This is a genomic window from Pontibacter sp. LHS1 (assembly GCF_058932855.1).
Genome location: NZ_JBZYWF010000005.1, coordinates 69,799 through 82,285, shown reverse-complemented (window position 1 = coordinate 82,285; position 12,487 = coordinate 69,799). Strand labels below are relative to the sequence as shown.

The following is a 12,487-nucleotide window of genomic DNA, read 5'->3' as shown; positions in this document are numbered from 1 at the left end:
AGAATGAAGAAAATATATGCAGTACTATTGTCGTGCTTTGTGCTGGCAAGCTGCGACAAGTTTGATGAAGACATCAACATCAACCCGAACCAGCCGAGCAACGCTTCCGGCACACAGCTGATCGCCAACTCGGCGCTCTCGCTGTCGAGCCTGAGTTCCTCGCCTTCGGCCCAGTTCCATGCCCAGTACCTGTCCGAAACGCAGTACCCGGGCGCTTCGCTCTACCCAGAGGGCGGCACAAGTTTCTACTGGATCTACCAGGGGCCGCTCATGAACCTGGAAACGGTGCTGACGTCAGATAACCTGAGCGCTACGGAAGGCCCGGTGAACAACCAGCTGGCGGTGGCCCGTATCCTGAAGGCCTACTACTTCTGGCACGTGACCGACCGCTGGGGCGATGTACCCTACACGGAGGCCCTGCAAGGTGCCGAAAACTTCACCCCGAAGTATGACACCCAGGAGTCGATCTACAATAGCTTGTTTGCTCAGCTCGAGCAGGCTAACAACGAGATCACGGCCGGCAACATCTCCAACGACATCATCTACAATGGGGATGTGAATAAGTGGAAGCGCCTGGCCAATACCATCCGCATGCTGATGGCCCTGCGTCTGTCTGAGGTAGACCCTGCCAAAGGAGCCGCTGAGTTTAAGAAGGCCCTGGAAGCCGGCATCATGACTTCCAATGCCGACAACCTAGTGTTCCGCCATCTGGCCGACGCCAACAACCAGAACTACTGGTTTGGGCAGGTATCGAACCAGAACCGCGAGTGGTGGGCGCTTACAGAAAGGCTGGTAAACGAGTTGAAGCCTGTCGAAGACCCAAGACTGCAGGTATACGGCGCTCCGGCCCGTACCTCAGGCGAGTACAGAGGCTTGCCTTATGGCACCGTAGAAGGTCTGCCAAACGTGACCAACTACTCACTGCTGGGTCAGGCCATCTGGAAGCAGGACGCGCACATCCAGCTGGTAACCTACGCACAGGCGCTCTTCGCCAAAGCAGAAGCTGCCAAGCGTGGCTGGATACCGGGTGGCGATGCCGAGGCAGAAGCCAATTACAACAAAGCCATTGAGCAGTCGCTGCTGCAGTGGACGGGCAGCGCAGCAGGTGCCTCTGACCTGTTGAGCCAGGAAGGTGTGGCCTACGACGCGGACAATGCCATTGAGCAGATCGCGACGCAGCGCTGGATCCACCTGTTCATGCACGGCTACGAAGCATGGGCCGAATGGCGCCGCACTGGCTATCCTGCCAACCTGGTGGAGCCAGACGGTGGCCGTGCCGTGCCACGCCGCAACAGCTACCCGGCCAACGAAGCCTTTAACAACGCCGCCAGCTACAACGAGGCTGTGCAGCGCCAGTTCGGCGGACAGGACAACCTGTATGGCCGCGTGTGGTGGGATAAGTAAGTTTAGATTGTTTGAGTGTGTAAGAGAAGGCCGCTCCCGGGTTTGGGAGCGGTCTTTTTTTGTGGTTTGGGGGAATGGCTCGGGGTTCATGTCGAGCAGGCTGTCTAGGCGCATTACCGCCTCCTGCTAACCCTGCTCTGCTCTATTAGGGGGCACAACTACTTTGCTCATCGGTCAGGGGTTGTAAGCAGGTGTTATATAGTATGCGCAACTAATTTATCCTGCTCTTAAATTCAGACCATAGCGCGTACTCCGTCCGCCGCCCTCCTGGATAAAGGCTCCTATTTCCAGGAGATGTTGCAGATCCCGTGTAGCGGTTGCCTTGGAGGCTTTGGTAATGGCCATGTATTTACGCGCATTCATTCCGCCCTCAAAACCCTCAGGTCCTGCTTCAAACATTCTATTTAATGCCTTTACTTGCCGATCATTCAAGGCGTCTTTAAACTGGTCAAAGAACTTTGACTTTTTCAGAATGAAATCGACCAGGTGGAGTGCCTGCTGCTGAGAGGTTAAAACGATGCGGACAAAGTAAGTGAGCCAAGGCGTGATATCATTGCTTTTCTGCGCCTGCTCCAAGGCTGTATAATACGCCTGTTTATCTGCCTCTATTGTTCTGGATAGGCTTAGCAACACGGGTCTGCCCAAAGTTTGCGACAGCACCTTTTCTGCCAGGGCACGCCCTATTCTGCCATTGCCGTCTTCAAATGGGTGAATGGTTTCGAAATATAAATGGGCAATCGCCGACCTGACAGGTGCTTTTTTGATCTCCTTTTCTCCTCCAGGCGCTGTTTGATTAAACCAGTGAATGAATCGACTCATTTCAGCAGGAACACGAGAAGAAGGAGGAGCTTCAAAATGCACCTTTTCCTTTCCGAGGGACCCGGAAACTACCTGCATCGGTGCTTCGTGACTGCGCCACACCCCCACATTGATGCGCTTCTGCTCTTTCAAGAGCATCCTGTGCCATTGGAAGAGTTTCTCTTCTGTCAAAGCATCGGCATAGGTCTTACGGGCATCTGCCATCAGCTCTCCCACCCCTTGCGCCATTCTATCTTTTGTGGCCGCCGGGGTTTGATTAAGGCCAAGGTTATTGCGAATAGACGAAACAACATCCAAACGGCTAAGGTACTCTCCCTCGATTTCTGATGTTTTGATAGCTTCTGCTACCATTATATCCAGCACGGTTTCCATCTTCACCGGTTCGGGAAGCGCTTTTAGCATACCTGCTACCTGGCCTGTCAGTTCTGCAAACTCGAAAAGTAAATCCTCTACTACACGTACATCATACCTGAAATCAGGCCAGTCGGATTGTTGCCAATTATACATCTTGAGCCGAATACACTGTTTAATCGAATCAAATATAAGGCAAATTTGAGCCGAATAAAAGAATTAATCGGCTCAGACAAATCAATTGTTATTCAAGATAGGTAAGTGGTGCGCAGCGTATGCAAATTGTGTGTAAACAAAAAAAGCACTTACCCCTCCCTGAGATAAGTGCTTGATTTTCTGTGGGCCCACCTGGAATCGAACCAGGCACCTACTGATTATGAGTCAGTTGCTCTAACCGAATGAGCTATAGGCCCGTTCCCTTAAAAGAATGTGCTTCCTTTGATTTGGGAGTGCAATTCTACATATTTGTAGGGACAATTTCAAATACCAGACCAAAATATTTTCGTGGACCTGACTACTGTTAAAAACATCATCTTCGACCTCGGCGGGGTCATCATCAACATCGATTACCATAAGAGCATTCGCGAGCTGGAGCAGTACTGCACCGCGGGCCATACCATCGAGTACAGCCAACGTGCACAGTCTCACCTGTTTGACCTCTTCGAGACCGGCAACAGCAGCCCCGAGGAGTTTCGCCAGCACCTGCGCGAAGCCTACCAGCTCAACGCCACCGACGAGCAGATCGACGAGGCCTGGAACGCCATGTTGCTCGATATTCCGGCCGAAAGAATTGAGCTGCTCCGTGAACTGGGCAATAAATACCGCATCTTTCTGCTCAGCAATACCAACGCCATCCACATGAAGCGCTTCAATGAGATGGTGGCCCACAGCTTTACCATGCCAAGCCTCGACTCGCTGTTTGAGCAGGCCTATTACTCGCACCTGATCGGGCAACGCAAACCCGATGCTATTGTGTTCGAGCAGATACTGGAGCAGAACGGCCTGAAGCGCAAAGAGACGCTCTTCATCGACGACAGCATTCAGCACATCGAGAGTGCCCGAAAAGTGGGGCTGCAGACGCTCTTCCTGGAGCCGCCGCTCACCATCAACCAGGTGTTCAAGGATGCGGTTTCCTAAGCAGCAAAACAGGTATAGCCTGCACCTGCTGCTCTTTGTGCTCACCCTGATCACGACGACCATTGCCGGGGCCGAGTGGCGCTTCGGCAAGTTGTTCTTCTGGGGGCCGGAGGGCTTTTCGTGGACGGGTACCTTTACCTGGGCCGAACTGGCTGCCGGGCTATACTTCTCTATCCCTTTTCTGGGTGTGCTTACGGTGCATGAGTTCGGGCATTACTTCACGGCCAAACATTACCGCACCAACGTCACGCTACCGTATTACATCCCGCTGTGGTTCGGCATCACATCCACCATCGGCACCATGGGCGCTTTCATCCGGATCAGAAGCCGCATCTTCTCCCGGCAGCAGTTTTTCGACATAGGTATAGCCGGTCCGCTGGCGGGCTTTGTGGTGGCGATCCCTTTGCTCTGGTACGGCTTCACACACCTCCCCGACCCGGATTTTATTTTCACGGTGCACCCCGAGTACTTGCAGTTCGGGCAGGATTATGCGCAATATGTCTACCAGGGAGAGGGCAATTTCTCGCTCGGCAAGAACCTGCTTTTTCTGTTCTTTGAAAGGTATGTGGCAGACCCGGCGCTGGTGCCCAATGCCTATGAAGTGATTCATTATCCGCTGCTCTTTGCGGGCTACCTGGCCCTGTTCTTCACGGCTCTCAACCTGCTTCCCATCGGTCAGCTGGACGGTGGACACGTGCTCTACGGCCTGATCGGGTACAGACGCTTCAACCAGCTCTCCCCAATCTTCTTCAGCTTTTTTATTCTGTATGCCGGTATGGGGATGATCTCGCCGCACCGTGAGCCGCTCTGGGACGATAGTCTGCTGGTGGTACTGGCACCCTTTGTGTTCTTCGCCTTCCGGGGTATTTTGCACGACAACCGCCACGGCCTGCTGGCGGCCCTGGGGATGCTACTGGCGCAATACAGCCTGGCCGAGACATTCCCGGAGCTGGCTGGCTATATCTGGGCATGGCCGCTGTATGTGCTATACCTGTTCTTCGTGCTGGAGCCCGCCACCCCGAAGCTAAGCTTTACCGCCTACCTTGTGCTGATCGTGGTGGTAGCGCAAGTCGGCATCGCCTGGCTATACCCAGCCGCCGACGGCTACAGCGGCTGGCTACTCTTCGGTCTGCTGCTCTCGCGCCTGATGGGCATCTTCCACCCTTCCTGTCCGAACGAAGCACCACTTACGCCGGGGCGGAAAGTGCTGGGGATACTGGCTTTTGTGATCTTTCTGCTGTGCTTCAGTCCGACGCCGTTTGTGATTGAGTAGTCGGAATCTTTATATAGGGCCCCTACCCCAGAATTAATAGGATATTCGCAGATAATAAACATCCCCCTGCCCCTCTCGATAGGGGATTTTCTGCTGCTGTCTCTCTAAAAGTATAAATGCAGTAGTTACAGCAGTCCTTTCGCTATACCGGGTCAAACCACCCCTGCCCCTCCTTATCCAAGGAGGGGAATCTGTTGTTGCCATTTCACAGGTATAAGCGGGGTTGGCCCTGTTGCAGCGCGGACCACTGGCAGGTATAGCAAGGCTAACTTGCACACTAACTATAGAACGAATCACATTAGCTAGGTGCACCCTTCGACGCTCCACTGTTTGAGCGTTCAGCGAGTTTGGAGCGTCTTGACTTTTTTGCCTTCTTTTTGTGTCAAGACAAAAAGAAGGTGCCCGCCGCACAGGCGAAGCTATAAAACAATTCACGTTGCTATACCTACAGCAGCCGCTATTTCTGCAAAATCACCTAATAGAAAAAGGGGCCATATAGGTCCCTCTATAGCAGACACAAGTGTAAAGAGTCCGAATCAAATCCGAAATCTCCGACCCGCGCCATATTCAAAAATCAAATTACCCCTGATAACCAGTAATCCCGCCAAGCAGGTTCCTCACCTGCTTGAACCCCTGCTGCTGCAGGAAAGCTTTGGCAGAAGCCGAACGCATACCGGATTTGCAGTGCACGATCACCTCCAGGTCTTTATAATCTTCTAAGTCATCGAGGCGTTGCGGCAATGCTCCGAGCGGGATGTTCTGAGCGCCTTCAATCCTGGACTCCTGGTGCTCCCAGTCTTCGCGAACATCGATAATAACGGGCGTTTCACCCTTGGCCAGTCGTTCCTTGAGTTCCTCGGCCGTGATGTCTGTTGTAATCATAAGTCTATTAGGATGCGTTTGGTAGTAAATTTATGATGGTCGGTTTCAATTCGGATAGTGTATAAGCCCGGCGAAAGCTTAGGGAGGCGCACTGGTTCCTGCCATGCCGTTGCTTTATGACGCAAAATCTCCCTTCCGGTTACGTCATACAGTGAAAAAGAGCGGTAAGATCCGGAGAAATGTAAAATGCCGTTGTTGGGATTTGGGTATACCTTCAGGCCAGCTTCACGTGCTTCTTCCTCCAGACCAAGTGCCTGCCCAGCCATCACGGGACGCAGCATCACAGCGCCTGCATTCACGCTGTCCTGCTGCCACCCACCCACCACGGTATTGTAAAACAAGCGGCCTGTGGCACCGGCATTGCGGTCAAAACCGATGTTCAGGTATAAGGTAGCGGGCTGGCTGAAGCCAACATAAAAGGTGCTCTCCACCGGAACCGGCTGGTTCAGTTCTATTTCATAAAAGGTGTTGAGTCCCTCGTTCTGCTGCACCGGAAAAGACTGTTCGTGCAGGGTACGGCCCGGCCGTCCGTTGTCGTCGGCCCAAATGCGGAAGACGATGGCGACGTTGTTATGCCGCACGCCTACCTGCGGAAAATGCACCCGGAAAGCCCGCACCTGGTCTGCCGTCGCCACCTCAAAACGCTGCGCCACCTGGGTGTTGCCATAGGTATAGAGACTGCTGTAACCGGCCTCTGCTGTGCCATCGTCGAGGGCAAAGTAATCGCTGAAGGTCGTGCGCTGCAGGGTGCTGTCGTTGGCGCGCTGGCGGGCGTTCTGCTCTTTGGTGTCGAGCCAGAAACCGTGCTGCAGCACAAAGCCCTCGGGATTAAGGTTAAGGTTGCTGATGCGTGGTGTGGCCGTGATCTGACGCTGCCGGGCCTGGCCAGGTATAAGGGCTTCTTCGCGCAGAAAGGTGTCGGTTGGCGTGGTACCGACCTGCTGTATAAAGGCACGCCAGGCGATCGCTCCCGGCAGGTCGCCCAGGTTATTCAGACTTGCGGAAATCTCGTCACGCAGGTATAGCTCGGGGTTAGCCAGAAACTGACGGGCAGGCACTGCGCTGTAGTCCATTAGTCGCGACACGCTTTCGCTGATGCCGATGTCGCGGGTCGTGTTCTGGCCACGGCGGCGATTGCGGTCCAACTCCACGTAGTCGAGGTTCCAGACATCGCGCATGGCATTGCGGGTGCCCTCTGTTCGGAAGCGGAACTGAAACTCGTCGTGCATAAAGCGCTGCTCCCGTATGGCTACCCAGGCCTGGGCAAACGCTGTTACCTGGCCAGGGGCAGACTGTTGCCATACCTGTGTCCAGGTGCCATTGCTTTCTTTAAACTCCAGCCGCAGCAGACGCGGGTTGTTATTGTTTCGCTCCGGCGCACTCCCCTGCCCGCCTGACTGCCAGTAAAAGCTCAGGTATACCGAGTCGGCTGGCGTAAGTCCGGCCAAGCGGATGGGCTGTGAAGTCAGGGTATCGGTTGGTCCGCCGATGTTGCTGCCATAGGGATTGCCCTGCGCATCAAGGCCGTCGAAGGTGGCCACGTTGCGGGTAAGCGGTCGCAGGGCAAAGCGGTTATTCACGTAAACCCCGCCGTTGATCCAATAGGCAGGATCAGGCGTAGTGGTAACACCGGAAAAATCGTCGAAGAACGGAAGAGACAGGTGATTACTCTCTGTCCGGAGTTGGTAGGGGCTGCTGGCAGGTATACGCTGCGGATCCTGCTGCAAGGGCGTCAGCACGCCCTGAGCCGAGGCAAACGAGCCGCAGCAGAGCAGTACTAGCGTAAACAGAGACTGTCTTATACCCATACCTAAGTTATATAAAATGCGCCCGCCACAGTGAGTAGCGGGCGCATCTGTTAGTCTATACCTTGTACTGGCTCTTCGCCGGCTACCCAAAGGTCCACCAGCTCGCCTGTACGGATCATGGCCTTCACATCAGCGATCGGACGCTGACGGATGACGGTGCCATCCGGCTTGCCGCTGCCTGCCACATAAATGATATTGCCCAGCTGTAGCTTCTGGCCAACGAGCAGTACCGAAGCTTCGTCGAGTGGCATACCTACAACGTCCGGCACTTCAAATTCAGTATTACCCAGTCCGTCGCCTACGTGCAGGTCTACCACAGCGCCTTTTGGCACCAGGTCGCCTGGCTGCACTTCCTTGCCGTTCACGAACTGCTTCAGCACAGCGCCATGCTGCAGGTCAGGCACATTGGTAATCTTGCCGCGACGCAGGTTGTAGCTCTTCAGGATAAGCTCCGCATTTTTCACCGAACCGTCGATCAGCTTTGGCATCTTGATCATCGGCGGGTTTTTCATGTTGATGCTGATGTAGATCTTGCGGTTCTCCTTCACTTTTGAGCCCGGTGCAGGATCCTGCGTCAGGATCTCGAAAGGCTTGTACTCCGGATGATAGCTGGAGTCGTTTACGAAATAGCGCAGGTTCTGTTCTTCCAGAAACTCTTCGGCATCCGGCAGTTGCATACCTGTGATTTTCGGCACCGAGATAGTCTCGCCATGGTTGGTAGCCGATGGCAGGTATAGGTAGAAGAATCCGAAGATCAACGCGGCCACTATCACTCCCATCAAAGCCAGATGCACCAGCACCCCCACAAATGAATTCGTCTTTAACATTTAATTTATTGTTGATTGTTTGCCCCTGTGGGGCTTATGTTAATTGTTAATAGTTGATTGTTGAATTTTTGTCCTTGAACGATTACCTGCCCCTCCCAAGTGGGGATTTTTCACAATAGTTAATTCCCCTCCTTGGAGGGGCAGGGGTGGGTTAATCATGCACCAATCGTGCACCCAACAATTAGCGATCAGCAATCAACAATTCAAACTTACACATTCCTCGACTTATACCCTTGCAGGTCTTTTGCCCGCTCGTTTCTTTCCACACCGAAGGTAAGGATGCGGTCGATGAACTCGTAAGGCTTATAGCCGTTGATGGCGGTCTGGTGGAAGATGCAGGTCGCCGGCGTCATGCCTGGCAGGGAGTTCACCTCGATGATGATCGTCTCTACTTCATCGTTCTCCAGCACGCGCACAAAGGCGTCGATACGGGCATAGCCTTCGATGTTCAGTATCTGGGCCACCCGCTTCAGGTCTTCCTTCACCTGGTCCGAGATTTTCTGACGGCGCTCCGGGTCCTGTGCATAACGGGCCGGGGTGATGTTCTGCCCCTCTCCTGCCAGAAACTTCTCTTCCAGCGACAGTACCTCACCTTCAGCCAGTGCTTCGGAGGCTTCGAACACCTCGTACGCTACCGTACCGTCTGGTGCATAAGTGGTCAGCAAGCCACCGGTAATTTCCAGAAAATGCTTCGCGCCGTTTTTGCTGATGAGCGTCTCCACCAGGAAGCCCTGCTTGTTCGGGAATTCCTCCTTGAAGCCCAGCGACAGTGTTCTGGCACATTCTGTATCCAGTTCCTCCATCTCCCGGAAGATCAGGGTCGTGAAAGCGTCTAGTTCTGCGCGGTTCTTGATCTTTTTCACAGCCGAGCTACAGCCATCATCAGCTGGCTTGGCGATGAACGGATAACGGAACTCGGTTTCGAGGCTCTGGTAGAAGGCCTCTTTGTCCTTCAACCAATCCTCTTTCCAGGCCATGCGGTGATGCGCTACCGGCACGCCGTGCTTGGCAAGGATCTCGTTCGTTTCGTACTTGTTGATGGTGATCTGCGAAGAGCTGATGCCGGAACCGTTGTAAGGTATAGCCAGTTTCTCGAGCTCCTGCTGCAGAGCACCGTCCTCACCTGGACGACCGTGCAGCGCGATGAACACCGCATCGACCATGTTCTGCAACTGGCTGTAAGTGATGCGCTGCGGCTCCTCCAGGCTCTTGCCGGTATACTTGCGGGTGATGCTTTCGGCCTCGCTGATGATCTCCTGCAGCACCGGGTGCGGTTTGCCGCCCTGCTCAAAGTACAATACCTTTTCTTTGATATCGTCGGCATTGTCTTTCAGCATGATGTTGATCGGAATGCTGTACAGACGGTGCTCCTCGTTACTACCTGTCAGGAAGATCGGCAGCGGTTCGTATTTAGTAGAGGAAGAAAGCTTCTCGTAAATGTTACGACCGCTCTCCACCGAAATATGTCTTTCAGATGAATAACCACCCATGATCACCCCTACCCGGATCTTGTCATGGCGGTGGGCGTTCTCTTCGCGGATGGCATTATCAAGTTTCTGCAACAGTCTCGTCAGCGTCACGGTGTCCTTACCAGACTTGAGGCGCTCGGCCACGGAGGTACGGATGATGTAGGTCAGGAACTGCGAAGGATTCAAGCCGATCTCAGCTGCCTGGTGGAAGAAGAACGACGACGGCAGCATACCCGACGTCGTGTTCGGGTCGTTCAGGAAGATGTTGCCTTCCTCAGTGATGAAACCATCCAAACGGGCATACACGTTAAAGCCCAGGTCCACAAACAGCTTGCTGCAGGCCTTGCGTATTTCCTGAATCTGCTCGCTTGGCAAATTGATCGGCGTGATCTTGCGCGCCAGACCTGGCAGGTACTTCGAACGGTAGTCGAATACCTCGCTGCCCTTCACGATCTCGGTCGGTGGCAAAGCGATCGGCGCACCAGTCTCGTCCTGCACCACAATGCAGGAGAATTCACGTCCGTTGATGAAAGCCTCCACCAGCACCTGCTGCTCATGCTCGACACTGGTCAGCACGATGGTCTCGGTATCTGTAGTGGCAAAAGTATGATTGATATGGTTCAACAGCTCTTCCGGGTGGTACAGAATAGTGCCATCTTCGAGCACCACCGGCATGCCGATGCCCTCGCGGATGTCCACGAGTTGCTTCATGCTGCCCAACTGCTTTTCCTCACCCAGCGCCTGCCATTGCGCCTTATAAATGTTCTTGGTAAAGAAACTGCGGTCCATGCCCTGCTCAAAGAGCTCGTAGTTATGCTCCTTCACGATGGAAACGCCAATGGACGAACCCTGATGCGGCGCCTTGAGCACCAGCGGCAGACCCAAGTCAGCTACCAGCGACTCGAACAGCTGCTGGCGGTTGTTAACATCCTTCCACTCAGTGTACTGCACCTTACGGTAGTCCGGCGTCGGGAAACCATGCTGCTTGAGCAATTCCTTCTGTGCGGCTTTGTCTATACCGATGGCTGATGGCAAAATACCAGACCCGGAGTACGGAATGTGGTACCATTCCAGCAAGCCTTGAATGCTGCCATCCTCTCCATAAGGTCCGTGCAGGGCCAGGAAAGCAAAGTCGAAGTGATTGCGGAACTCGTGCGGCAACAGGCGCTTACCGGCTTTCGCGATGATACGGTCCTGCTCCTCGATGCTCAGTTCGCCCAATGACTCCATATAGATCTGCAGTCCGTGCTCACTCTCCGGCAGGGCCTCCACCGGCGGGTAGAAGTCGCGGATGGTGCCTTTATAGATGTACTGCCAGTCCAGCAAAATGAAATTGCCGAGGCTGTCGGCAAACACCGGAACGGCTTCAAAAAGGGCTTTGTCTAAATTGTCGTACACGGTACGGCCGCCTGCGAAAGAGATCTCACGCTCACGGGACGGTCCGCCAAATATTATTCCTACTCTCATGGTATGCAAAGGTAACAAATACACTCAGTATTTTAAGGAGCAAAAGATACAGGATGCATTTGGAAATACATAGCGAAATCGGGATTTATGATGTTCCTTATCATGATAACGATGTGGTTTGGGAAAAATTCAATGTTTAACCAGGGGATGGGGTTGTTCGCCTTGCCGGCGGAGCTCTCTTTATAAGCCTATGGCGCGAGTCAAAGATCCCGGACTCGATTCGGTATGTCCTCCCTTGTGCTTGCTATGGTGGGACCTCCAAGGAACACCTGGCCCATGTATAGGGAATCAATAGTTATACCGCAAGTTTAGCGTCAGCGCAACTTGTGGTTACACATGAAGCCAGTTTGCAACTGGCGTAGCTAGGCTTATGTATAGCAACATGACTTGTTCTATAGCTTCGCCTGTGCGGCGGGCACTCACTTTTTTCCTTGATGAAAAAAGTAAGCAAAAAAATCAAGACACTCCAAACTCGCTGAACGCTCAAACAGTGGAGCGCCGAAAAGCGCACATGGCACTGCTACATGTTTTATAGTTCAGTGCGAGTTAGTTTTTCATTGCGTGCCAGCGGTATGTGTGGTCTTTAGACTGAAACTACGAAGCTTATACCTTCGAACTACAGTGACTAATTCCCCTCTGGGGGTAGGGGCCTCTTTAAAGGGAGGGGCGAGGGTGGGTTAAATTACGTGGATGATTAACAGACTTCAGCTAAGCATCTTTACCTGCCAAACTGGAACAGCCGAAGTCCCCCTTAGGGGTAGGAGTCCTCAAAAAAAGGGGGCAATGGATGACAATCATGCACAAGACGCCCCACGAGTCTTATACCTGCGCAGCGGCAATATCATAATTCCCCTCCTCGGAGGGGCAGGGGTGGGTTAATCGTGCATAAGAATCCTGTTAATCTTTAAATCCTGAAAATCCTGATTCAGAAAAATATCCTTTCCCCTATATTTGTCTTATCATTTCTGACTACCGGAAACAAAAACTCCGTAAAAACGAAAAACGAGTAAGACTAACGAAAAAGACAAATCATGAGAACTGTAGACGCGT

Annotated in this window: 8 protein-coding genes and 1 tRNA gene; 3 read left to right on the top strand and 6 right to left on the bottom strand. The window is 53.3% G+C overall.

Annotated elements, in window-relative coordinates:
- The first annotated feature begins 3 nt into the window (after positions 1-3).
- Positions 4-1,404, top strand: a complete 1,401-nt coding sequence (locus AC5FXQ_RS11610) for a SusD/RagB family nutrient-binding outer membrane lipoprotein (RefSeq protein WP_493602592.1) — start codon at positions 4-6, stop codon at positions 1,402-1,404.
- Positions 1,405-1,620: 216 nt separating this feature from the next.
- On the opposite strand, the gene AC5FXQ_RS11605 is transcribed toward AC5FXQ_RS11610, so the two are convergent.
- Both AC5FXQ_RS11605 and AC5FXQ_RS11600 read right to left on the bottom strand, forming a co-directional pair.
- Positions 1,621-2,730, bottom strand: a complete 1,110-nt coding sequence (locus AC5FXQ_RS11605; protein WP_493602591.1) for a Fic family protein — start codon at positions 2,728-2,730, stop codon at positions 1,621-1,623.
- A gap of 183 nt (positions 2,731-2,913) precedes the next feature.
- Positions 2,914-2,987: transfer RNA gene (locus AC5FXQ_RS11600), tRNA-Ile, on the bottom strand.
- 91 nt (positions 2,988-3,078) lie between these two features.
- Here AC5FXQ_RS11600 and AC5FXQ_RS11595 point away from each other — a divergent pair.
- Both AC5FXQ_RS11595 and AC5FXQ_RS11590 read left to right on the top strand, forming a co-directional pair.
- On the top strand, positions 3,079-3,711 hold the full coding sequence (locus tag AC5FXQ_RS11595; RefSeq protein ID WP_493602590.1) for an HAD family hydrolase: 633 nt from the start codon (positions 3,079-3,081) through the stop codon (positions 3,709-3,711).
- Positions 3,698-4,984: a site-2 protease family protein gene (locus tag AC5FXQ_RS11590; RefSeq protein WP_493602589.1), complete on the top strand. Its 1,287-nt coding sequence runs from the start codon at positions 3,698-3,700 to the stop codon at positions 4,982-4,984. Before AC5FXQ_RS11595 ends, AC5FXQ_RS11590 begins: the two co-directional genes overlap by 14 nt.
- 579 nt (positions 4,985-5,563) lie before the next feature.
- Here AC5FXQ_RS11590 and AC5FXQ_RS11585 read toward each other — a convergent pair.
- The 4 genes from AC5FXQ_RS11585 to AC5FXQ_RS11570 all read right to left on the bottom strand — a co-directional run bounded on the left by AC5FXQ_RS11585 (position 5,564) and on the right by AC5FXQ_RS11570 (position 11,437).
- A complete protein-coding gene (locus AC5FXQ_RS11585; RefSeq protein ID WP_493602588.1) occupies positions 5,564-5,866 on the bottom strand; it encodes a rhodanese-like domain-containing protein in 303 nt (100 codons plus the stop codon).
- Positions 5,863-7,674 (bottom strand): T9SS type A sorting domain-containing protein, encoded by a 1,812-nt coding sequence (locus AC5FXQ_RS11580; RefSeq protein ID WP_493602587.1) that lies wholly within the window; start codon positions 7,672-7,674, stop codon positions 5,863-5,865. The genes AC5FXQ_RS11585 and AC5FXQ_RS11580 overlap by 4 nt, the downstream gene beginning before the upstream one ends.
- 50 nt (positions 7,675-7,724) lie before the next feature.
- Complete coding sequence (locus AC5FXQ_RS11575; RefSeq protein ID WP_493602586.1) at positions 7,725-8,501, bottom strand: PASTA domain-containing protein; 777 nt, start codon at positions 8,499-8,501, stop codon at positions 7,725-7,727.
- A 209-nt stretch (positions 8,502-8,710) separates the two neighbouring features.
- Positions 8,711-11,437, bottom strand: a complete 2,727-nt coding sequence (locus AC5FXQ_RS11570) for a D-alanine--D-alanine ligase family protein (protein ID WP_493602585.1) — start codon at positions 11,435-11,437, stop codon at positions 8,711-8,713.
- Positions 11,438-12,487 lie beyond the last annotated feature (1,050 nt).

Coding starts and splice junctions, on each gene's coding strand:
- AC5FXQ_RS11610 (WP_493602592.1), top strand. CDS start 4: ATGAAGAAAATATATGCAGTACTATTGTCGTGCTTTGTGCTGGCAAGC.
- AC5FXQ_RS11605 (WP_493602591.1), bottom strand. CDS start 2,730: ATGTATAATTGGCAACAATCCGACTGGCCTGATTTCAGGTATGATGTA.
- AC5FXQ_RS11590 (WP_493602589.1), top strand. CDS start 3,698: ATGCGGTTTCCTAAGCAGCAAAACAGGTATAGCCTGCACCTGCTGCTC.
- AC5FXQ_RS11585 (WP_493602588.1), bottom strand. CDS start 5,866: ATGATTACAACAGACATCACGGCCGAGGAACTCAAGGAACGACTGGCC.
- AC5FXQ_RS11580 (WP_493602587.1), bottom strand. CDS start 7,674: ATGGGTATAAGACAGTCTCTGTTTACGCTAGTACTGCTCTGCTGCGGC.
- AC5FXQ_RS11575 (WP_493602586.1), bottom strand. CDS start 8,501: ATGTTAAAGACGAATTCATTTGTGGGGGTGCTGGTGCATCTGGCTTTG.
- AC5FXQ_RS11570 (WP_493602585.1), bottom strand. CDS start 11,437: ATGAGAGTAGGAATAATATTTGGCGGACCGTCCCGTGAGCGTGAGATC.